Here is a 22515-nt window from a genome sequence, read left to right on the forward strand (position 1 = left end):
CGTAAGGCTAAAGGATATACTGACCATAATTAGTTTGCCATTCGCTCTTATTAAAACTTACTTATTATGAAAAAGCTATCCAGTTCTGGTATTGTTCGTCCATTTTTTTTGATGCTTATTATTATATTAGTCTCACTTCCAATGGGATTTTATGGCATGTATCTCTATCTAGCACCCTCTTTGCCTGATATGAGTTCATTAAAAAAGGCACCTTTACTAAAACCATTGCAAGTTTACACGGCAGATAATAAGTTAATTGCAGAATATGGCGGCAAACTTTCCATTCCAGTGAAATACGAACAGATTCCACCAGCGTTTATCCATGCATTTCTAGCAGCAGAAGATTCGTCATTTTTTGAACATAATGGGATTAGTTTTAAGGGCTTGGGGCGAGCACTAACAGAATCTATTACAGGGTCAGATGTACAAACTGGTGGTTCAACCATTACCATGCAGGTAGCAAAAAACTATTATTTGAGTCCAGAACGAACACTTAAACGCAAACTAACTGAAGTTTTTCTCGCTCGCAAAATCGAGCAAAATCTCACCAAACAAGAAATTCTAAGCTCATACGTCAATAAGATCTTCTTAGGCAAAAATGCTTACGGAATTGCTGCAGCTGCACAAATCTATTACAACAAAAATATTAATCAACTTACCATTGCGCAAATGGCAATGATTGCAGGATTACCGAAAGCACCATCAAAATACAACCCTGTCGTCAATCCTGAACGCGCACTTGAACGCCGAAATTGGATTTTAGGGCGTATGCTACAACTTGGCTATATTAATCAGAGTCAATATCAAAAAGCTGTTGCTGAGCCAATCAACCTGAATATGATTGATCGCTCTGTCAGTAATGTTTTCCCGTACGTTGGCGAAATGGTTCGTTCAGAATTGGTTGAAAACTTTGGCGAGCAAGCAATTGATTCAGGATATAAGGTATATACAACGATTGATAGTAACCGTCAACATTACGCTGAAGAATCAATTCAAGACGGTTTAGAAGCCTATGATCGCCGCCATGGTTGGCGTGGACCAGAAGCACATGACAAACCTCTTAACCAGTTTGTCCCATATGCAAATACCTATCCAGCACAAGTCATAAAAGTGCATAACAATTCTTTTGATGCTTTGATGCAAGATGGCTCAACAGTTACGGTAAATTGGGCAGGAATGTCATGGGTTCGCCCTTATCGGAATGCGAACAGTGTAGGCGGCGCTATGTCGAATGCTTCACAAATCGTTAAAGTGAAAGATATTATTCGATTACGCCCCAATGAAAACAAAACCGTTTGGTCTTTAGTACAGGTTCCTAAAGTTCAAGGTCAATTGATTGCATTGAATCCAAATGATGGCTCCATAGAAGCTGTTGTTGGCGGCTATAGTTTTTATCAATCGAAGTTTAACCGTGCGTTACAAGGGTGGAGACAACCAGGTTCAACTATTAAACCATTTGTTTATGCATTGGCACTTGAACGTGGCATGACACCTTATAGCATGGTGAATGATAGCCCCATCAGTATTGGTAAATGGTCTCCAAAAAACTCCGATGGACGTTACTTAGGCATGATTCCTTTACGTCGTGCATTATATTTGTCAAGGAATACGGTTTCTGTCCGTTTATTACAAACTGTGGGAATTGAACGCACACGCCAACTATTTATGGATTTTGGATTACAAGAAGATCAAATTCCTCGTAACTACACAATCGCATTAGGAACACCTCAAGTACTCCCTGTGCAAATGGCAACAGGCTATGCCACTTTTGCAAATGGCGGTTATCGCATTCAGCCCCATTTTATTAAACGAATAGAAGATGCTTCAGGCAAAGTAATTTATGAAGCAAATCCAGAATATGCTTGTATCCCATGTATTAGTGATCCAAATGCCTATGCAACAGCCGATGCTATTCAAGAGCAAGATGCTGTAAATGAAATCACCAATGAAACTTTAGATGATGTATCTGCCGCATCTAAAACTGTTACATCTAACTCTCAAACAGCCGCAACGACAAATAGTAATTATCGCCAAGCGCAACGCATTTTAAAATCTAGCTCAGCTTATGATATGGCTAATATTTTACGCGATGTGATTCAGCATGGTACGGGACGAGCAGCACTTAAAATCGGTCGTAACGATTTAGGTGGAAAAACAGGAACAACCAATGATGCCAAAGATGCATGGTTTGCAGGGTTTAATGGAAAATTAGTTGCAATCGCTTGGGTTGGTTTTGATCAACCTCGTACACTCGGTCGACGTGAATATGGCGGCGTTGCTGCTTTACCAATTTGGACGAATTTCATGGCGAATTCGCTTAAAGATACGCCATCAGCTTGGGTACATTTCGATAAAGACGCGAAAGATCCAATTTCATTCGACAAATTACAACTGGAGAAAAATGAAGGGCAAAAAGAATATCGTGCTTCCCCACCGTTGGCACGCCCACTTTATCGTCCTGCTCCTGTTGCACCAACTCGCTCCGCGCAAACTGACTTCTCAGATTTACCAGATACAGCACCATCTGATGAAGAGCAAATTATTGTTCCAGCGATGGAAACAGCATCACCCCAAAAAGAACATGATGGTATTGAAAATTTAATTAATAATATTCAATAAGTAAATTTAAAAGAAGCCATTAAATTGATGGCTTCTTTCTTTTTTGGAATACATAAATAGGACTTACGCACTATTATTTATAGATTCTCTGTGGTAGGAGATGATTTTTATCGAGAATAAAGTCATCAATGAAGTCTTTGATGATTGGTCTAAATAATTTCTTCTGCCAACGATATACATTTTCAAAGATCCGCTCAAACTGGTTCTTTTGTATCTCGACGTAGGCCATCAAGGCTGCAAAAATATGATTCAAAATCAGTTTAGATCGTCTTACTTGAAACTTTTCAATATGACAAACCTGTTTAATCACTCGGTGATATTGCTCTATTTTCCAATGACTTGAATGTAATTCATGAAAACCCTCAAAGGACAATAAATCATCTTCATCTTGATGCACAATATAAAACCTCTGCTGTTCTTTTAACTGAGTCTTAAATAATTGTACAAAGCCAAAATCTTTGAGCCAGACCACTTGACCCTGATGAAAATCTGGCAATAAACGCAGTTGAAACCATTGTCCTTTTTCTGGGGAAACCTTACGGTTACAGTCGATACCAAACATAAATCGAATACCATATTTTCTTATGGTTTTTAGATTTCCAGTCGATGAATACCAACTATCACCTGTAATAAATTGAATCTTTGCACCCCAACTAAGTACTTCACTTAACATATCCATAAAGTAATCATTCTTGGTTTTACCCTCAGATTTGTCATAAATTCGGAAATTAATTGGAATATTTTGACCATTCTGATCTGTCGCATACAGGGTAATGAGATTAATCCCCTTGACGGATCGGTGGTGTTTGCCTGACCAAAAATAGCTAACCAAGTCCATATGTTGACTATATGGTTTATCTAAAACAGTATCATCAATACTGACTATAAGTTTATTATTATCAATATGTTGAATTGCTTCTTGATATAGGTCGTGAGGTGTGTAGTCTTCACGCTCCAGAAAGCGATTTACACTATCATGCGAGATATTATAAGTCTCGGCAAGTTGTGTGCAGCTAATAGAGTTCGGTTCTGTCATGAGAAAGCCCATATAAATGGGTAATGTACAAGTTGCTGTAGAAGCATGTTTAGTTCGTCTGATCACAGATACTTTATAAACTATTTTAATACTTTTTTGAATCCGTCAATGCGTAAGTCCTAATAAATTTGAAAAGCGGCTGTCACTAAGAAATGCTGTTCTTGTTCTAAAATCATTCTTCGTTCAGGATTCGCTTTATAAGCATAAGGTGTCATAGCAATCAAATTTTTTAGCGCTTGTTGATCTAACTCGATTGCACTCTCGACAAGTTGTTGTTGCTGTAATTCAAATTGACCATCTAACTGTTCTAAAAATTTTTCTGGTTCGTGTAAATTTACTTGCTCAAATAAAGCTTCACGCAACCTATAGAGATGTCGAGGTGCAGGTGTCACCACAATCAGATGACCATTCTCTTGAAGAACACGTGTGATCTCTTCTTGTGGAATTGGACTAAATAAACTAGTACATACGTCGATTGAATGATCCTGTACGGGCAATGTTGCACCCGTCCCAACAACCCAAGTGACTTTGGAGTTGAGTTTTGCAGCGCGTTGTACAGCTGTTTTAGCAATATCCACACCTATACAGTGTTGAGTATGTGCTTGCATCGCACTGGTGTAATAACCTTCACCACAACCAATATCTAAAATAGTTTTCGGCCTGAGCCGCTGCAACAGTTCAACAATCGCCTGCTGTAACGGCTGATAAGCACCTGTTTGCAAAAATTCACGACGAGCCAATACCGACTCTGCAGTATCCCCTGGTGTCTTACTATGCTTATGTTGTACGACATGCAGATTGACATAACCTTGTTTGGCGACATCATAATGATGACCTTTTTCACAACGCCAAGAACGCTCAACCAAATTCAATGATTGGCGACAAACAGGACACATCAATAAATTCATCTATTTTCTCCAAACATAAAAAAAGCTGGTGATCACCAGCTTCTTTTTGAATCATGGTTTAACGCAACTTTAAGGTCATTAAGCCTAACACAACAAGGAAAATGGTAATAATCCAAAAACGAATAACAACCTGTGTTTCCTTCCAACCTTGTTTTTCATAATGATGGTGTAACGGTGCCATCAAGAAAACGCGCTTATTCCGCATTCGTAATGAACCAATTTGTAAAAACACAGAAACGGCTTCCATTACAAAGACACCACCCATAATCGCAAAAACGATTTCTTGGCGGACCATAACAGCAATTGTACCTAGCATCGCACCAAGTGCCAAGGCCCCGACATCACCCATGAATACTTGAGCAGGATGCGCATTATACCAAAGGAAAGCCAAACCTGCGCCAACCATGGCTGAACACACCACCACCAGTTCAGAGGTATATTTTACATAGGAAATATGCAAATAATTGGCAAACCGAATATCACCTGATAAATAGGCAAATACACCCAAACCTGCTGCAACCATGACAATTGGCATAATTGCCAATCCATCCAATCCATCCGTCAGATTGACTGCATTTGACGCCCCATTAATCACTAAATAAGTGAAAACAATAAATGCTAAACCAAACGGCACCGCTGAAAGTGGAATGGAGAGATTCTTAAAGAATGGAATCAGCAAATCTAGCATATTTGCAGTATTGATTGGATTATCTTGTTGTTTTGCAATTAGATATAAAGCAATACCAGCACCTAATGATGCTACAGAAGTCCAAAAGAATTTTTTACGTGCAGGTAAACCCGCATTATCTTTATAACGAACTTTAATCCAGTCATCTGCCCAACCAACAGCACCGAAGACCACCATAACACCCAATACAATCCAAACATAAGGGTTTGATAAATCAGCCCATAATAAGGTACTAATACCAATTGAGAGCAGAATTAAGATCCCACCCATCGTTGGTGTTCCCATCTTCTTCGCATGATTTTCAGGAGCAAATGAGCTTACTGCCTGACCATATTTTAAGGCTTGTAATTTACGGATCATCACAGGCCCTAAAGCCAAGCCAATGGTCAAAGCAGTTAATACACTCAACAAAGAGCGTAATGTTAAATAACGAACCACTTGGAAAGAGCTGTTATAGCCTGCCAATTGTTCAAATAACCATAACAACATTTAAATCTTCTCCATCAAGTCAGCCATCAACGTTTCCATATGGGTATAGCGAGAACCTTTAAATAGGAAACTCATGTGCTGGGGTTGATGTGTCTCTACTAAACTCATTAAAAATGACAAAGCTTGCCCCTGATTCAGAAAAGCTTGTAATTTTTTACCGTATTGTGTGCTTCTTGCACCTTCTTGAGTGGCAGGTGAGAATTCACCCACTGCAACTACAAAATGAATACCTTGCATCGAAACCAAATCTCGGCCCAACAAATAATGTTGTTGCGCTGCTGTACTTCCAAGCTCACCAATATCCCCGATTACCATCACTTTAATGCCCGTTTGTTGAGCAAGAACTTCTGCTGCTGCACGCATTGAAGTTGGATTGGCATTATAAGTATCATCAATGAATAAGTGATTTTGGTGTTGAATAAAATTCAGACGCCCTTTGGCACCCTGTGCTTGTTCTAAGCCTTGTACAATATCATCAAGCGCAATCCCAATTGCCAAGGCAAATGCTGTTGCAGCAGTTGCATTTTGCACATTATGAGCACCTGCAAACGGTAGATCTACTGTACGGATACCCTGTGGAGTATGTAAATTAAATTTTGCTGATTGAGGATGTAATTCAACCTCTGTCGCAAACACATCGCCACCATCACCAAAACTCAACATTGAATGAGCTTGAGCATTTTCACGAATAGTCGCCGTAAAGTCATCATCAGCGGGAACAACCGATACTCCGTCAGGCAAAATATGCGAATAGATTTCTGATTTAGCGCGACAAATGCCCTCACGGCCACCAAATTCACCCAAATGCGCTGTACCTATATTCAAAATCCCCGCCACATGCGGTTGCACCAGATTTGAAGTGTAATCAATCTCACCCTGATGACTGGCTCCCAACTCCATGACGGCATATTGATGTTCTGGACGTAATTCCAGCAACATCATCGGCACACCCAAATCATTATTCAGGTTGCCACGCGTGATCAAGGTTGGTGCTAAACGGGATAAAATACTACCCAACATTTCTTTCGTGGTGGTTTTACCACTACTGCCTGTTAAAGCAATCACTTTCAACTGTGGATTTTGCTGACGGCGATACGCTCCAAGATGCCCTAAAGCCAAACGTGTATCTTTAACGACGAGTTGTGCAATATCTGCATCGACAGGATGCTCTACGATGGCAATCTCACAACCTTGCGTCGCCACTTGTGCTACAAAATTATGAGCATCAAAGCGCTCACCTTTTAAAGCAAGAAAAACATCTCCAGCTTCAGCATGACGAGAGTCAGTCAAAATACGCTTAATTTCGCTTTGTGGAATCTTATGATTATGCCATTCACCTTGAGTCGCTTGTTGTAATTGCTCTGCTGTCCAAGGTTCTAGTGGAACGGTGCTGGTTGTTGAAGTATGCATACGCTTTATTTACCTTTTAACCTTAGTGTGCAGGATAAGCTGAATCTACAGAATGTGGCTGAGCATTAATCGCAGATTGCACTTCGACTACATCATCAAACCAGTGACGAACGCCATCTACTTCCTGATAGTTTTCATGACCTTTGCCAGCAATCACGACAATATCTCCAGCTTGAGCTTGAGCGACCACAAATTTAATCGCTTCACGGCGATCATGAATTTCATGTACGCTGTGTTCTGCAAAATCAATTCCCTGCTTCATATCAGCAAAAATCTGTTCAGGGTTTTCAGTTCGTGGATTATCCGAGGTGAGAACTACTGGATTAGCATGATCAAGCGCAGCCTGAGTCATTAAAGGACGCTTACCGCGATCGCGATCACCACCGCAGCCAAATACCACCCATAATTGTCCAGTGACATGACGTTTCAACGTGGTTAACACCTGAATCAATGCATCAGGTGTATGTGCATAATCAACGACAAATAGACGATCCGCATCTTGAATGACTTGCATTCGTCCTGGTGCACCCTTAAGTTGCGGAACAAACTGCACTAAATCAGCAAGCGAAAAACCAGCATATTCTGCTGCAATCAAGCTTGCTAATAAATTTTCTACATTAAAATGTCCAAGCAATGGGCTTTGCACAGCAAATCTACCTGTTGGACTAATCAATGTAAAACTTGCACCACTCAAGCGATATTGCAAATGATCAATATAATAATCCGCAGAAGTTTGAGTCAAAGAATAAGTCAAAACTTTCGGTTTTGATGGATTTTCTTTCGCAGCAGCCAGCATCACGTTTGCATGTGCATCGTCGATGTTAATCACAACGACTTTTAATGTAGTAAATTTAAATAATAGCGCCTTAGCTTCTGCATAAGCCTCTAAAGTACCGTGATAATCCAAATGATCACGACTTAAATTACTATAAACTGCTATCTCAAGATCACAACCATTCAGACGACCTTGTTCCAGACCATGCGAACTCGCCTCAAGTGCAACAAAATTAGCCCCTTGTTTAGCGTAATCATGCAATGCCTGCTGTAAGTGCAGCGCATCTAAAGTGGTGTGGGTTGAAGGGGTCAAGTTTGGCAAGATACCATTGCCTGTTGTCCCCATCACTGCACAGCCTTGCCCTTGCGAACTAATTAACTCTGCAATTAAGCGTGAAATCGTGGTTTTACCATTGGTACCTGTGACTGCAATACCACGTAATGACTCTACAGGATCGACCGCTTGTAAATATTGCTGCTGCCATTCACCCATAAGAAAACGTACTTCAGGGCAAACCCATTCGTTCGCAAGCCCCAAACTTGTTTCACTAATGACCGCCAATGCCCCTGCATTCAGCGCATTTTGTGCAAATTGACGGGTTTTTTCAGGTTGGCTATAACTACTTAAAGCAATAAAAATCTGCCCAACTTCAATCTTACGGCTGTCTAGACAAAAGCCTTGAAAAGGCTGAGTGAACCAAGCCGCATCGATATGAATCGGATATATCTGCTGAAAACTAATCGACATAATCTACCTACGGATTGGATTTTATAGAGGTATCAAGTGGTTTATCTAAAGGTACATTCAGTAATCGTAGCGATTCTTGCATAATTCTCGCAAAAACGGGCGCTGCAACGAGACCACCATAATAACGACCTTGAGGATTTTCAACGACGACAATCATCGCCAGACGAGGATCACTCACTGGAGCAACCCCAGCAAATAAGGCACGATATTCATTACTCGAATAACCTTTACGGTCAGCTCGTAATTTATGTGCCGTACCTGTTTTACCACCCACACGATAACCAGGAATATTGGCCTGTGTAGCTGTACCACCTGGCATAGTAACCTGCTCAAGCATCAATAACACTTGATCTGCAATCTTAGGATCAAGAACTTGCTTACCTTGGGGTGCTTGATCTAATTTTCTAAGACTTAATGGCATTTCCACACCATGGTTTGCGAGCATCGCATAACCTTGTGCAACTTGGAGAATGGTTGCGTTTAAGCCATAACCATACGCCATCGTACCCAACTGAGAGGGGTTCAACTTATCACCCGAATACAACAGCCCTGCGCTCTCGCCTGGAAATTTCACATCAGAACGATGCCCAAAACCGACACGACGGAAGAATGATGGAATCGCATCTTTAGGTAACGATAACGCAAGTTTGGCTGAACCCACGTTAGATGATTTAACAATAATACCTGTCAGGGTTAATGCACCATAGTTGTGTGTATCACGAATGGTATGCCATCCCAACTTCATTGAACCTGGTGAGGTATTCACGATTGTGTTTGGCGTGTATTTGCCACTTTCTAAGGCAGCTGCAACAGTAAATGGCTTCATCGTCGAACCTGGTTCGAACATATCGATTGCACCACGGTTACGCATTGCATCTTTGTTGGCTAAACCATTTTTATCATTTGGGTTATATGACGGCCAACTGGTCATTGCTAAAATTTCACCAGTTTTTACATCTACAGCAATAGCGGTTGCCGAACGAGCATTATTTGCAACACCAGCAGCGGTCAATTCACGATACATAATATATTGCAAACGTGAGTCGATACTGAGCGTGACATTTTCACCTGACTCGACTTCTTTAATCACTTCTGAGACTTTAAGACGATTACCTTTTTTATCCCGAATAATTTTTTGTTCACCATCGACGCCTGACAACTGTTTATTCAGTTGCATCTCTAAACCTTCAACCCCAACACCTTCACTATTGGTTAAACCAATAATTTGTGCATTCGGCTGTGGTTGCGGATAGTAACGCTTATACGTCTTTTCAGCATAAACCCCTTGAAAGTTTCGCTTGGTAATGAGGTCAGCTTGCTGTGGTGGAATTTCTTTTTGTAGTACCAAATAACGTGAGCGTGGACGAGCTTCCATTTGCTTTTTGAGATCAGCACGGTCTACACCAACCGCATCTGCCAACTCATCCAAATTCAAGTTTTTATCAGGTAATTGACGTTTTAATTTTCGGTTATGTGGATCTTTTTTTAATTCGGCTGTGATTTCATCAAATTGCTGTTTCGTTTCCCAATAATCTCTTGGGTCAATCACAATTTTCATGATCGGTGTACTAATCGCTAAAGGCACTCCGTGGCGATCACTAATCACACCACGCATTGCTTCTAGGCGTTCCGTACGCAAAATATTGGCATTCGCTTTATTTTGTAAAAAGTCTTTATTGACCACTTGCACATAAAATGCACGTGCAATCAATACAATAAAGCACAGCAATACCGTACCCCAAAGCAAATAAAATCGCCACATGTCTAATGCAAGTGTCGGTCTTTCAGAAATAGACTGCTGTTTTTTTCGTATTGGTTTACTTCGCTTATCTGCCATACAGCATGCCTTATTTGTCTTGCTTTGAAGTCATAGGTAAAGAAATCACAACCGTTTGTGCTGCGGGTGGTGAAAACATCCGCAATTGTGTAACAGCACGAGAGCCAATCTGCGCAGTTGCACCAAACGTTTGCTGTTCAATCAGCAAGCGCCCCCATTCTGCATTCAGATCGTCTCTTTCACGCATATAAGCACTTAAATCACGATAATCATGACGATATTCAAACACTTGAAAGACCACCATCATTGCGCTTGTGAATACCATCGCCATCAGCACAGCATACACTACAACTTTTTTCAGTCCTTTCTTGCTGCTAGATATGATCTCATCATCATTCTTTTTATTCATTATCTGCCTTTCTGCTCTAAACGCTCTGCTACACGTAACCATGCACTACGTGAACGAGGATTTGCTTTTACTTCTGCTTCACTCGCACGAATACGAGACACTTTCTTTAAACGTCGCGTATCAACCTGTGCTTGATGCATTCCCCAACCATGATCTTCCGCTAAAGTTGATTCTTTTTGAATAAATTGTTTAATCAAACGATCTTCCAAAGAGTGGAAGCTAATCACAGCTAACTGTCCTTGTACTTTCAACAATTCTACAGCTTGCGGTAAAAACGTTTCAATATCATCAAGCTCTTTGTTAATTGCAATACGAATCGCTTGGAAAGTACGCGTTGCAGGATGTTTATGCTTTTCCCATTTCGGATGAGCAACTTTGACAATTTCTGCAAGTTGAGCAGTTGTCGTAATTTCACCCGCCAATTTAATCGCTTTGGCAATACGACGGCTATAACGCTCTTCGCCATATTGGAAAATAATATTGGCTAATTTTTCTTCTTCAATTTCAAGTAACCATTCCGCCGCAGTTAAACCTTGAGAATTATCCATACGCATGTCCAGTGGGCCATCTTGCATAAAGCTAAACCCACGTTCTGCTTGGTCAAGTTGTGGTGAAGACACACCCAAATCGGCCATAATGCCGTCAACTTCGGTAATACCAATATTTATTAATTCCGCCTGAATATCGGCAAAACTGGCATGAATAATTTTAAACCGCGAATCTTCTTGTTCTAATTGTGCGGCAACTTCAAGTGCCTGAGGATCTTTGTCAAAGGCGTAAACACGTGCATTTTGATCCAATTTGGAAAGTAAGAGCTTGGTATGCCCTCCTCGACCAAACGTTGCATCGACAAAAATACCAGTATCGCGACCTGCCAATACGCCATCAACGGTTTCATGAAGTAAGACAGAAATATGCGACATAACAGTAGGATCAATAGCTAAAAATGTAACTGCACATTATCACCTTGTTTTATCCCAGTACCAAACGACTTTTTGTAGAGAATTCTTAACTTTTCATAGATAAAACCGTTTTCTTATCATTTTTTATGCAACAAAAAAGCAAATACTCGGTGTATTTGCTTTCCCATATTCAATCACAAATTTTATATATAATTTATTTACTGTTTATCTGCATAAATTTGATCAAAAATCGCACCATTCACAAAGTGGTTTTTTTGCGCTTTTGCCCATCCACCAAATACATCGTTAATGCTGAATAGTTTGATCTTTGGAAATTGTTTCGCATATTTTGCTGCAACTTGCGGATTACGTGGACGGAAATAATGTTTTGCCGCAAGTTCCTGCCCTAAAGGTGAATAAAGAAAATTTAAATAGCCTCGCGCTAAATTGCGATTACCATCTTTATCCACGGTTTTATCTACAATCGCAACTGAAGGCTCAGCCAAAATCGAAATTGATGGATAAACAATATCGTATTTATCTTTACCTAAACCTTGGGTCGCCAATAAAGCTTCATTTTCCCATGACAGTAACACATCGCCTATACCTCGCTCAGCGAATGTAGTTAAAGAACCTCGTGCTCCCGAATCAAGCACTTTGACATTTTGGTCTTTGTACACGACAAAAAAAGACAACTCATTGAAATAATGGCATAATACTTGTTTTCTGACGACGAATATGATGACACATTTCAATGAGTTACATCTCATCTTAAACAAATATCTAAAGTGGAACAAGTCACGTGTAAAATGTTTTACACTGATTATGCTTGCATTAATTGTAAAACAGACATGTAATCTTTCTTCTGCATCTAAAGCCTTACCCATCAAGTGCTTACCACAATCATTTTATCGACGTATACAACGCTTCTTTGCAGATCAGTACTTCGATTATCGTCAAATTTCTCAGTTAATTTTCAATATATTTTCATTCGATAAAGTCCAATTAACTTTGGATAGAACCAACTGGAAATGGGGAAAACGAGATATCAATATCTTGATGTTAGCCATCGTCTATCGTGGAATAGCGATACCTATAGTAAAACCGCTTAATTACCCATACACTCGTTAAAGAAACGACTAAAAAGCTTATCTATTGAGTTAACCAACCATTTTTTCCTTTTTGCTTTAACCCATGCCCACATTTTTTCAATAGGATTAAGGTCAGGACTATAAGGTGGTAACCAAAGTATTTGATGCCCATGTTGGGCTAATAGATCTTGTATATCTTGTCGTTTATGGAAGGCTGCATTGTCCATGACAATTACACTATTCGAGGGTAATTCTGGTAATAAAAACTTATCTACCCAAAAATGAAATACATCCGAATTTACTTTGCTATCAAATAAACCCACTGCAAATAACTTACCCTCATGGATTGCTCCTATTGCATTAGTTTGATTTTTTAATTGCCAATTATATGTTCCATAACAAGGAGTTCCCTGTTTTGAATAACCATGAGGTCTATGTTCATGAGATTTAAATCCACTTTCATCAAGATAGATAATCTGGTGTTGATACCTTAATCGGTTTAAATCTTTTAAATACTGTTCTCTGAGTTCTGTTTTTGCTTTCGGGTGCCGTAAGGTCTTTTTTTAACTGTGATATTTAGACGCTTGAGCGCATCTCCAATTGTAGAAGTACCACAACCAAAACGAGCAGCGCGTTCATATTGATAATCATCAGGATATTGCTCAACATCTGCACGTAAGGCATCATCATCAACTTTAGATGGTTTTCTTGGTCGAGTTCTTTTTATTTCGATTCGCTTTTTCCATTCGACAATTGTATTTTTATTAATTTCGAAGTGCTGAGCAACCGCTCGGATAGATTGACCTTCTTCAAGCTTGGCTAATATTTTCTTTCTAAAATGTATTGGATAACTCATATTGGTATTGTATTGGTTTTTTGACGTGTTGACTATATTGTTTGGACATTGCTCAATAAACGTGGAAATTCAGATACAAAAGAGCGTATTGCTTTGATTCAACGCTTTATCTCCATTTTTGGTAAAGACCGTATTGTGAATGTGTTTGCAGATAGAGAATTTATCGGTGAGAAATGGTTTACATGGTTAATTGAAAATGACATTAACTTCTGTATACGTGTTAAAAAAACTTTATTGTGACCAATCACTTAGCTAAGAATCATAAAATTAGTGATTTATTTCGTCATCTTCAAGTTGGTCAAACAGAATGTCGTAAACGACGTATTTGGGTTGGTCGAGTGAAACTGTATATTAGTGCGTTACGATTAGAAGATGGAGAACTTTTACTTGTTGTTTCTCCTAGGTTTAATGCTTCTGCTATTCGTGATTATGCATTACGCTGGGAAATCGAAACCTTATTTAGTTGTCTCAAAGGACGTGGATTCAATCTTGAAAATACTCGTTTAACAGACCCTAGACGAGTCAAGAAATTGATAGCAGTGCTAGCCATCGGTTTCTGTTGGTGCTATTTAACAGGTGAATGGCAACATGATCGAAAAAAAGCGATAAAAATAAAGAAGCATGGACGACTTTCAGTCAGTTTATTTCGATACGGTTTAGACTATGTTCAGATGGCTATTCTACGTTTGATTGGTTTTGGAAAAAAAGAAGAATTTAAGAAAGTGCTCGCAATTTTAAGAAAGAAAAAGCCTGATAGGACAAGGGCTCTATGAAATTTGTCGTGTACAGAGCATTTTGGTATAATTTTTTTACTAAATCACGGGCTTTAGCATCATTACCACCGGGTTGTTTCAAGGCATAGCCCCATGCCGATAAATAAATCCAACGCGGTGCTCCACCTGTTTTCGGATTTGGGGTAATAATTTCGACACCCTCTTTGGTAAGATCATTCCAATCACGGATATTTTTCGGATTTCCTTTACGGACAAGGAATACAACCGTTGATGTATAAGGTGCAGAATTATTTTTAAATTGTTTTTGCCAATCTTTACGAATGAGACCTGCATTGGCAATTTCATCAATATCATTCGCCAAAGCCAATGTCACAACATCAGCCTGTAAACCATCAATTACCGATCGTGCCTGTTTACCTGAACCGCCATGCGATTGTTTAAAATCGACCTCTTGACCTGTACGCTGTTTCCAATATTGACCAAATGCTTGGTTATATTCTTGATAAAACTCTCGTGTTGGATCATAAGATACATTTAAAAACGTTGTAGCTGCCTGCGCTATGCTATTTAAACCCAAAGCAAGCAATGCTGCGGCGATCACTGTTTTCATTTATTATTCACTCATTTTCTGTATATTTGTGACCACTATATTTATTTAAAAATAATTTACAATCAAATAGTTATATCAATAATTTAGAAATTATTCTTTTTTTTATATATCGTGATATTAAGGATGTATTGCAGTTAAAATGCTAAGTGTTTATTCATGTTATTTTTATTTTGAGAAAAATTATCATTCTCCACTTTTTCTACACATTTGCTTGTTAGATTTGATTTGCAGATATTCTAGCCATCAGGCTTACAATACCCAAAATCGTGTTTATTTATTATTTTTTGTAAAAAGTGTGACATGGTTATATTTTTTATTAAAATTTATGTTTGAATCGTATGATTAAAGCAATACTATAGTCATTTAGTTAGTCTTGTAGACTCGAAGTCATGAAGGGGATGTTACCGTGCAAGCATCAAAACTTAAAAAAACACTATGCTTAAGCTTATTTTTGGTGTTTTCTATTCAAGTTGGACATGCAGCCGCAATTAAAGAAAACAATAATATTAAAATGATAGACAAATCGTCTTCGTTAATTGTGAAAGCGCTTGATCAACAAAAACGTAATACAGCCATGTTGCCTTCAACAGATGACGAATTAAAAATGTTGAATACGATCCGTACAACGCCAACGCAAACGTTCTTTGCAAGCCAACACGAACGTTTTTCACGCTTTGTTCAGACTATTTTTCAACCGCACACATCTTGATCTTTTAAATATGTAACGCTCTAGATGTTTAAATAAGCCTAGTCATGCTGTGACTAGGCTTTTTCGTTATAATAGTTTCAATTTTAATTTAAGCTTCGATAATTTATGAAAGTTCGTACCCGTATTGCGCCTTCTCCTACAGGTTTCCCTCATGTAGGTACTGCTTATATTGCGTTATTTAATTTATGTTTTGCTAAACAGCACGGCGGTGAATTTATTTTACGTATTGAGGATACAGATCAACTCCGTTCAACACCTGAATCAGAAAAGATGATTTTAGATTCTTTACGTTGGTTAGGATTGAACTGGTCAGAAGGTCCAGATGTGGGCGGCCCTCATGCGCCGTATCGTCAATCGGAACGTATGGGGATTTACAAACAATATGCCTTAGATTTGGTTGAAAAAGGACATGCTTTCTATTGTTTCGCAACAGCAGAAGACCTAGACCAAATGCGTGCAGAGCAGCAAGCACGTGGTGAAACGCCAAAATATGATGGGCGTGGCTTAAAACTTTCACAAGAAGAAGTACAACAACGCCTTGCTGCGGGTGAACCACATGTCATTCGAATGAAAGTACCTGAAGATGGTATTTGTAAGATTAATGATTTGCTTCGTGGTGAAGTGGAGATTCCTTGGGCACAAGTTGACATGCAAGTGTTGCTAAAAACGGATGGTTTACCAACTTACCATCTTGCTAATGTCGTAGATGATCATTTGATGGAAATTACCCATGTATTACGCGGGGAAGAATGGCTGCCTTCAGCGCCTAAGCATCAGTTGCTTTACCAATATTTTGGTTGGGAAATGCCAACTTTATGTCATATGCCATTGTTACGTAACCCAGATAAATCAAAACTGTCTAAACGTAAGAACCCAACTTCTATTAACTATTATCGCGACATTGGTGTATTACCAGAAGCATTATTGAATTATTTAGGTCGCATGGGTTGGTCAATGCCTGATGAGCGTGAAGTATTCACATTACAGGACATGGTTGAAAACTTTGATGTACAGCGTGTTTCATTGGGTGGCCCAATCTTTGATGTTGAAAAACTTAATTGGCTGAACGGTCAATGGATCAAAGGCTTAACACCGGGACAACTTCTAGATCGCCTATTAACATGGAAAAGTGACCGTCAAACACTTGAAGACATTGCGGCTGCGATTCAACCTCGTATCAATCTACTCTCAGAAGCTGTGAATTGGGCTGGTTTCTATTTCAATCACATGCCACAGATCAGTAAAGAACAGTTTGAAAGCAAAAAATTGACCGAAGAACAAGTTCGTCAAAGCTTACAATTTGCAATTTGGCGCTTAGAAAGTCAGTTTACGTGGAATAATGATACTGTCAGCCAAACACTGATGGATTTAGCCACTCAAATGGAAGTTAAACTTCGTGACTTTATGCCAGCATTCTTTATTGCGATTGCGGGTTCAACGAGTTCAACGCCTGTGATGCAATCTATGGTAACACTAGGTCCTGATTTGACTTTTGCACGTTTACGTCATGCCTTAGAAATCGTAGGTGGGCCAAGCAAGAAAGAACTTAAAGTTTGGGAAAAATTAAACGAATCACTCAAACTGCCGAAAAATGATGCAAATAGTGAGAATTAATTCAGTTTAATCATTGACGTGTGAGCGCATTCGCCCTAATATTGCGCTCACACAGACTGGGGTCATAGCTCAGTTGGTAGAGCGCTACAATGGCATTGTAGAGGTCAGCAGTTCGATCCTGCTTGGCTCCACCAAACTTCAATTTGTGTTGCCTCAATAAGTCCCTATCGTCTAGAGGCCTAGGACATCGCCCTTTCACGGCGGTAACCGGGGTTCGAATCCCCGTAGGGACGCCATATTTTATGCAAAATAATTAAAATTATAATTTTCAACTAAATATTCATTCATTCAGATTGCACATTTCAAAATTTTACATAAAATACCCGCTTCTCCACGCTTGGACAAATTGTGGTATGCAATCTTCCAACTCAAATGCTACCTCTGAATCAAAAACATTAAAACGTGCAATGAGCACCCGTCACCTAGTGATGCTTTCATTGGGCGGTGCAATTGGTACAGGTTTATTTTTAGGTTCTGGCGAGGTCATCGCTCAAACAGGTCCTATCGGCGCAATTATTGCCTACTTTTTAGGTGGTTTAATTGCCTATATGGTCATGCTCTGTTTAGGTGAGCTCGCAGTACATATGCCTGTGGCTGGATCTTTTGGCGCATACGCTCAAAAATATATTGGCCCAGGAACGGGTTATATGATTTCTTGGCTGTATTGGCTGACATGGACCGCAACGCTTGGTACAGAATTTACTGCCGCAGCCTTACTCATGCAAGAATGGTTCCCTCATATTTCAATGTGGATTTGGACCATTATTTTTGCAATTACAATTTTAGGATTAAATTTAAGTTCAACCCGCATTTTTGCTGAATCAGAATTTTGGCTTGCATTAGTCAAAGTCATTACCGTTATTGTCTTTATCCTTTTAGGTTTATGCGCAATTTTTGGTTTCATTCCATTCCAAGGCACTGAATCAGCACCGTTATTTCATAACTTAACGGCACATGGTTGGTTTCCACAAGGTCTTTTTCCAATTTTCACCACGATGTTAATTGTTAACTTTGCCTTTTCTGGAACTGAACTCATTGGTGTTGCCGCAGGTGAAACCAAAAATCCAGCTGAAAATGTTCCGAAAGCAATTAATGCGGCAATTTGGCGACTATTAATTTTCTTTGTGGGTACGATTGTTGTTATTAGTGCATTACTTCCTTTCCATATAGCTGGCCTAGGCGGTGATGGAGTGAGTAGCAGCCCTTTCGTAACAGTATTTAAATACATCGGTATTCCATATGCCGACGATATTATTCGCTTCGTGATTATTACTGCCTTATTATCCGCTGCAAACTCAGGTCTCTATGCGGCTTCTCGCATGATGTGGTCTTTATCTGATCAACGCCAACTGCCAAGCATATTCTCAAAATTGTCTAAGAGTGGTACGCCTATCATTGCGCTAGTGGTAACCATGTTTGGCGCAATTCCCGGATTGCTATCTGAACATTTTGCCCCAGAGACAATTTTCAAGAATTTACTCGGTGTTGCTGCATTTACCATGGTCATCGTATGGATGAGTATTTGTTGGAGTCAGTTTAACTTTAGACGCCAATGGTACAAGGCTGGACATTCAGCAAAAGATTTAAAATTTGCTGCACCACTTTATCCAATCGTTCCCATCTTAGGTTTTGTTTTCTGTTTAATTACAGGTCTCAGCATGGCATACGATCCTGAAATGCAGGTTGGTTTTATTGGATGCTTACTGTTTATTGCCGCTTGTTATTTAAGTTACTACGTTTTATACCGTGATCGTAAATAAAATGATAATGAATAAAAAATGCAGCTTAGGCTGCATTTTTTATTTAACTTAAATTAACTTGCTTGATAATTTTACTTTAACTTCTTTATTTTGATTATTTATTCTACGATATGTTTTATTTTTAGACACTCACAAGATTTTTTTAGATTTTCTTTGGAAAAATGTTTGACACCCTATCCAATTCACCCTAATATACGCCCACCTCTGAAACGTCCCTATCGTCTAGAGGCCTAGGACATCGCCCTTTCACGGCGGTAACCGGGGTTCGAATCCCCGTAGGGACGCCAATATTTATTATTGTTTTCAGATGTATGCCTCATATAAGTCCCTATCGTCTAGAGGCCTAGGACATCGCCCTTTCACGGCGGTAACCGGGGTTCGAATCCCCGTAGGGACGCCAAATTCTAAAAAGCCACTGCATTGACAGTGGCTTTTTTATTGCTTACTCACTTCCAATTCCAACTTGGACTTCTAAACGTCCAGACTGAACACGTAAGCCTCGGATCTCAAATTGATCAACTAATTGTTGTACCAATTCGCGGCTCTCTTGCAAAATATTAAGTCCTGGCAAAATACTAAAATCAGTCAAGCTTAATAGCTTATCGACCATCCATGAGCGATTATTAATGAAATCAATAAAACCCGCTTCTTCAAGGTCGATATACCATAAACGATGCCCTTCTTTTTGAATCCCTGGCACATCACGAATGAGGTGATTGATCAAAAATGGGATTGGTAAGGAATTAATCACTTCAAAGCTGATATTACCAACACGTCTTGCTGCCCAATTTGTTAAAGTACCACCATGACGAATTTGTAAATCCAGATGCTCATCGACCTGACAAAGACGTAAATATTTTTCCTGCCCAATACGACATTCTAAAACATTGAATTCTAAAGACAGACGATATAGGAAACGGCGATAGTGGCCATCTAATTCAATATGAAAGCGATCATTGCCACATTCAATTTTAATATCATCAATTTCAGAACGATCCATACGTTTCCGAATTTGATTATTGAGCAGCATTTCAGGCAAATATAAGGTGAGGCTACTTTTCCCTAACGATGCACGTGCCATTGCCAACGCAACTTGACGCGCTGCTTCACTGGTTTCTGATACCATATCACGAACAGTATTTCGCATCCCTTCAACACCACGTTTGGTATGATGGGTAACTTGATCTAAGGCATCTAAGGCGGCATCTGCAACACCTGCAATATTACGAGAGGTATCACTCGCAAACTCAACAGCATCTTGTGCGTGCTGTAATGTCTTATTGATTAACCGACGTGATAAAGACGGTTTTTCATCTGATGATTCTATATCTGCAGGCATAATATCGAACATTGCCTTTTTGTCATCTTGTCGATTCAAGATGTTCTCCCTCTTCCCTTTCTCAGCAACTCAATTTTGATATGAGCAACAATCTGTTTTATCAACTTATTGGCTGTTTTTATGTAGATTAGCATGCTATTTAGCGCAATTTGCGTCTTTTTGTTGCACACTTTTAAATTAATTTAATCGTCCATTTTCTAAATATGTTTCATTGGTTTTCAATTAATTTGATAAGTTATGATGTATATAGAATATCTCCATCTGTCTCATGCTGGAATTTCCATTGCTTTGGTAACGAGACTTTAAACAATCTTAAAAAGAAATTTGCACTTAAATCAGGACTCTCCATGCTAACCAACATTAGCTTGTCTTGGGTCGAAAGATGACCTTCTCCCTTTTCGATGCGGGCTAATCGTAATTTTAGAAGTTTGGTAGGCAACATGCGATTCCTTGCGCATTATTCAACACATTCAGTTCACAAATTAGCATGACTGATATTATTTTAGCGAACAGGTTTAGACGAGCTGCGACCGATATGGATTGCTCGAATCAACTTAATATTTTAAAGATAGTACAAAATAAGTAAGTTTATGTATTTGAACAACGTAGGATTTTAGCTTTTGCATAATTTTCGCTAAAATAAGCAAAATACTATAGGAAATCTTTATGCAATATCGTTGCCCTAAATGCCAAAGCGTGAAAATTATGCCTGTCAGTCAAGGTGCCAACAGCCCTCGCCCAAATGTACCTAAAAGCTTGGTACTTTTAGTGCCTGCTATTTTTATTTTACTGGTGCTGGTGTTAATTAGTGTTGGGATGTGGATTTTTGGCAATGGTGCTGGACAAACACTACAAATCGCAACGGTTGCGGTATTTGGTGTTTGTGTGATTGCAGGTGTTCTGTTCTGGCGCGATCTGCCTGATTTCAAAATTTCCATGCAGGCTTTTATGCAAGCGCAAAAGCATTGGAAATGCCGTGACTGTAATCACGAATGGCAAAACTAACACGTTGCTCTAAATTCCGATTCACATCAGCTCAGTGCTGATGTGAATGAGTGTGTTGTTCATCTTCAACATGTTGATGCATATGCTGGCAATTCATTTCAGCATCATCTTCGATCTGCAAAGTCACTTCGACAATACCATGTTCATGCAATAACATTTCAATCGCAGCACGATGCAACTGATTACGGTCAACCTTAGGTGCAAACAGATGTACTGTGAGATGAATATTCTTCGATGTAATTGCCCAAACCTTCAATTGATGGATACTTTCAACGCCATCTAAAGCCAATAGATCAGTGCGTAACTTTTCAATATCAACTTCTTCAGGTACACCCTCTAATAAAATATTGATACTTTGTCTGAGCAAAATCCATGTTCTTGGTAAGACCCAAAAACCGATCGCGACCGCAATAATGGTATCGACCCAATACCAATTGGTGTAATAGATAATCACAGCACCAATAATCACACCGACAGAACCTAATGCATCACTCAGCACTTCTAAATAAGCACCTTTCATGTTCAAACTTTCAGTCGCACTGGACATCAAAATTTTCATGGAAATCAAATTAATGATTAATCCAATTGATGCGACCACCAACATGCCTATACTTTGAATCTCGGGCGGTTGGGTAAAACGTTGATAGGCTTCGTAAAGAATATACATCGCCACAAAAAATAGCATAGATGCATTAAACAATGCCGCCAAAATCTCGAAACGCTGATAACCGAAGGTACGCTTATCATCAGCAGGGCGTTTAGCAATTTTAATCGCAGCTAAAGCAATCGCTAATGCAGCGGCATCAGTAAACATATGTGCAGCATCGGAAAGTAATGCCAAACTCTGTGTGATGATACCTGCAATAAATTCAATGACTAAAAAAGTCGTGGTCAGTATTAGCGCAATCGTTAGTTTTTTTGCATTGCCTTCTGTAACAGCAGCATGACTATGATCATGCCCTTGATGTCCACTCATGTTGGACTCCTTATCATTATCAAAGTAAGACTGTTCAGCCCCACAGTCGATCAAAGCATGA

General features: G+C 39.3%; 16 protein-coding genes, 4 tRNA genes and 6 pseudogenes. 11 read left to right on the plus strand and 15 right to left on the minus strand.

What is annotated here, in order from left to right; genetic code table 11:
* The first annotated feature begins 66 nt into the window (after window positions 1–66).
* The gene (gene ponA, locus F908_RS01845; RefSeq protein ID WP_005156594.1) at window positions 67–2619 is read left to right on the plus strand and encodes a penicillin-binding protein PBP1a; all 2553 of its coding nucleotides are present in this window, start codon (window positions 67–69) and stop codon (window positions 2617–2619) included.
* A 73-nt stretch (window positions 2620–2692) separates the two neighbouring features.
* Here the strand turns inward: ponA and F908_RS01850 are convergent, their stop codons facing one another.
* From F908_RS01850 to F908_RS01890, 9 genes and pseudogenes are all read right to left on the minus strand, one after another.
* On the minus strand, window positions 2693–3721 hold the full coding sequence (locus F908_RS01850; RefSeq protein WP_081399852.1) for an IS701 family transposase: 1029 nt from the start codon (window positions 3719–3721) through the stop codon (window positions 2693–2695).
* 53 nt (window positions 3722–3774) lie between these two features.
* Window positions 3775–4563, minus strand: a complete 789-nt coding sequence (locus F908_RS01855) for a methyltransferase (RefSeq protein ID WP_005156603.1) — start codon at window positions 4561–4563, stop codon at window positions 3775–3777.
* Window positions 4564–4621: 58 nt separating this feature from the next.
* Entirely contained in the window at window positions 4622–5740 is a 1119-nt protein-coding gene (gene mraY / locus F908_RS01860) for a phospho-N-acetylmuramoyl-pentapeptide-transferase (RefSeq protein ID WP_005156607.1), read from the minus strand.
* A complete protein-coding gene (locus F908_RS01865; protein ID WP_005156609.1) occupies window positions 5741–7150 on the minus strand; it encodes a UDP-N-acetylmuramoyl-tripeptide--D-alanyl-D-alanine ligase in 1410 nt (469 codons plus the stop codon).
* Window positions 7151–7172: 22 nt separating this feature from the next.
* A complete protein-coding gene (locus tag F908_RS01870; RefSeq protein WP_005156610.1) occupies window positions 7173–8672 on the minus strand; it encodes a UDP-N-acetylmuramoyl-L-alanyl-D-glutamate--2,6-diaminopimelate ligase in 1500 nt (499 codons plus the stop codon).
* Between the two features lie 3 nt (window positions 8673–8675).
* Window positions 8676–10509 (minus strand): annotated as a pseudogene (gene ftsI, locus F908_RS01875) (penicillin-binding protein PBP3).
* 10 nt (window positions 10510–10519) lie between these two features.
* Window positions 10520–10858, minus strand: a complete 339-nt coding sequence (locus tag F908_RS01880) for a cell division protein FtsL (RefSeq protein WP_005156612.1) — start codon at window positions 10856–10858, stop codon at window positions 10520–10522.
* A complete protein-coding gene (gene rsmH, locus F908_RS01885; protein ID WP_005156613.1) occupies window positions 10858–11781 on the minus strand; it encodes a 16S rRNA (cytosine(1402)-N(4))-methyltransferase RsmH in 924 nt (307 codons plus the stop codon). The genes F908_RS01880 and rsmH overlap by 1 nt, the downstream gene beginning before the upstream one ends.
* 197 nt (window positions 11782–11978) lie before the next feature.
* A pseudogene (locus tag F908_RS01890) lies at window positions 11979–12428 on the minus strand (sulfate ABC transporter substrate-binding protein); the annotation flags it as partial.
* 73 nt (window positions 12429–12501) lie between these two features.
* Between F908_RS01890 and F908_RS01895 the strand changes: the two are divergent.
* Window positions 12502–12861 (plus strand): annotated as a pseudogene (locus F908_RS01895) (IS4 family transposase); the annotation flags it as partial.
* 7 nt (window positions 12862–12868) lie between these two features.
* On the opposite strand, the pseudogene F908_RS16055 reads toward F908_RS01895, so the two are convergent.
* Window positions 12869–13342: pseudogene (locus F908_RS16055) on the minus strand (IS630 family transposase); the annotation flags it as partial.
* A 17-nt stretch (window positions 13343–13359) separates the two neighbouring features.
* Window positions 13360–13707 (minus strand): IS630 transposase-related protein, encoded by a 348-nt coding sequence (locus tag F908_RS01905; protein ID WP_005156618.1) that lies wholly within the window; start codon window positions 13705–13707, stop codon window positions 13360–13362.
* A 36-nt stretch (window positions 13708–13743) separates the two neighbouring features.
* Between F908_RS01905 and F908_RS01915 the strand changes: the two are divergent.
* Window positions 13744–14480: pseudogene (locus tag F908_RS01915) on the plus strand (IS4-like element ISAba33 family transposase); the annotation flags it as partial.
* Here F908_RS01915 and F908_RS01920 read toward each other — a convergent pair.
* The gene (locus tag F908_RS01920) at window positions 14422–15051 is read right to left on the minus strand and encodes a sulfate ABC transporter substrate-binding protein (RefSeq protein ID WP_005156626.1); all 630 of its coding nucleotides are present in this window, start codon (window positions 15049–15051) and stop codon (window positions 14422–14424) included. The pseudogene F908_RS01915 and the gene F908_RS01920 overlap by 59 nt on opposite strands.
* 463 nt (window positions 15052–15514) lie before the next feature.
* On the opposite strand from F908_RS01920, the gene F908_RS01925 reads away from it, so the two are divergent.
* The 7 genes from F908_RS01925 to F908_RS01955 all read left to right on the plus strand — a co-directional run bounded on the left by F908_RS01925 (window position 15515) and on the right by F908_RS01955 (window position 19534).
* Complete coding sequence (locus F908_RS01925) at window positions 15515–15760, plus strand: DUF4179 domain-containing protein (protein WP_372616323.1); 246 nt, start codon at window positions 15515–15517, stop codon at window positions 15758–15760.
* Between the two features lie 105 nt (window positions 15761–15865).
* Complete coding sequence (gene gltX, locus F908_RS01930) at window positions 15866–17374, plus strand: glutamate--tRNA ligase (RefSeq protein WP_005156634.1); 1509 nt, start codon at window positions 15866–15868, stop codon at window positions 17372–17374.
* 58 nt (window positions 17375–17432) lie between these two features.
* Window positions 17433–17508: transfer RNA gene (locus F908_RS01935), tRNA-Ala, on the plus strand.
* Between the two features lie 26 nt (window positions 17509–17534).
* Window positions 17535–17610: transfer RNA gene (locus F908_RS01940), tRNA-Glu, on the plus strand.
* Window positions 17611–17727: 117 nt separating this feature from the next.
* Window positions 17728–19134: an amino acid permease gene (locus F908_RS01945; protein ID WP_005156637.1), complete on the plus strand. Its 1407-nt coding sequence runs from the start codon at window positions 17728–17730 to the stop codon at window positions 19132–19134.
* Between the two features lie 211 nt (window positions 19135–19345).
* Window positions 19346–19421: transfer RNA gene (locus tag F908_RS01950), tRNA-Glu, on the plus strand.
* A gap of 37 nt (window positions 19422–19458) precedes the next feature.
* A tRNA-Glu gene (locus F908_RS01955) sits at window positions 19459–19534 on the plus strand.
* Window positions 19535–19576: 42 nt separating this feature from the next.
* Here F908_RS01955 and F908_RS01960 read toward each other — a convergent pair.
* The gene (locus F908_RS01960) at window positions 19577–20512 is read right to left on the minus strand and encodes a hypothetical protein (protein ID WP_004660107.1); all 936 of its coding nucleotides are present in this window, start codon (window positions 20510–20512) and stop codon (window positions 19577–19579) included.
* 199 nt (window positions 20513–20711) lie between these two features.
* Window positions 20712–20915 (minus strand): annotated as a pseudogene (locus tag F908_RS01965) (hypothetical protein); the annotation flags it as partial.
* Window positions 20916–21139: 224 nt separating this feature from the next.
* Here F908_RS01965 and F908_RS01970 point away from each other — a divergent pair.
* On the plus strand, window positions 21140–21478 hold the full coding sequence (locus F908_RS01970; RefSeq protein ID WP_005156642.1) for a zinc-ribbon domain-containing protein: 339 nt from the start codon (window positions 21140–21142) through the stop codon (window positions 21476–21478).
* 31 nt (window positions 21479–21509) lie between these two features.
* On the opposite strand, the gene F908_RS01975 is transcribed toward F908_RS01970, so the two are convergent.
* Window positions 21510–22454 carry a cation diffusion facilitator family transporter gene (locus F908_RS01975; protein WP_005156644.1) on the minus strand — a complete coding sequence of 315 codons (945 nt, stop codon included), beginning with the start codon at window positions 22452–22454 and terminating at the stop codon, window positions 21510–21512.
* Window positions 22455–22515: the final 61 nt, after the last annotated feature.

Source organism: Acinetobacter sp. NIPH 284 (assembly GCF_000369425.1).
In the GTDB taxonomy this organism is placed as follows: Bacteria; Pseudomonadota; Gammaproteobacteria; order Pseudomonadales; family Moraxellaceae; genus Acinetobacter.

Bases quoted from the DNA above. Each gene is read 5' to 3' on its own strand.
- ponA (WP_005156594.1), top strand. From the start codon at position 67: ATGAAAAAGCTATCCAGTTCTGGTATTGTTCGTCCATTTTTTTTGATG.
- F908_RS01855 (WP_005156603.1), bottom strand. From the start codon at position 4,563: ATGAATTTATTGATGTGTCCTGTTTGTCGCCAATCATTGAATTTGGTT.
- mraY (WP_005156607.1), bottom strand. From the start codon at position 5,740: ATGTTGTTATGGTTATTTGAACAATTGGCAGGCTATAACAGCTCTTTC.
- F908_RS01865 (WP_005156609.1), bottom strand. From the start codon at position 7,150: ATGCATACTTCAACAACCAGCACCGTTCCACTAGAACCTTGGACAGCA.
- F908_RS01870 (WP_005156610.1), bottom strand. From the start codon at position 8,672: ATGTCGATTAGTTTTCAGCAGATATATCCGATTCATATCGATGCGGCT.
- F908_RS01880 (WP_005156612.1), bottom strand. From the start codon at position 10,858: ATGAATAAAAAGAATGATGATGAGATCATATCTAGCAGCAAGAAAGGA.
- rsmH (WP_005156613.1), bottom strand. From the start codon at position 11,781: ATGTCGCATATTTCTGTCTTACTTCATGAAACCGTTGATGGCGTATTG.
- F908_RS01905 (WP_005156618.1), bottom strand. From the start codon at position 13,707: ATGAGTTATCCAATACATTTTAGAAAGAAAATATTAGCCAAGCTTGAA.
- F908_RS01920 (WP_005156626.1), bottom strand. From the start codon at position 15,051: ATGAAAACAGTGATCGCCGCAGCATTGCTTGCTTTGGGTTTAAATAGC.
- gltX (WP_005156634.1), top strand. From the start codon at position 15,866: ATGAAAGTTCGTACCCGTATTGCGCCTTCTCCTACAGGTTTCCCTCAT.
- F908_RS01945 (WP_005156637.1), top strand. From the start codon at position 17,728: ATGCAATCTTCCAACTCAAATGCTACCTCTGAATCAAAAACATTAAAA.
- F908_RS01970 (WP_005156642.1), top strand. From the start codon at position 21,140: ATGCAATATCGTTGCCCTAAATGCCAAAGCGTGAAAATTATGCCTGTC.
- F908_RS01975 (WP_005156644.1), bottom strand. From the start codon at position 22,454: ATGAGTGGACATCAAGGGCATGATCATAGTCATGCTGCTGTTACAGAA.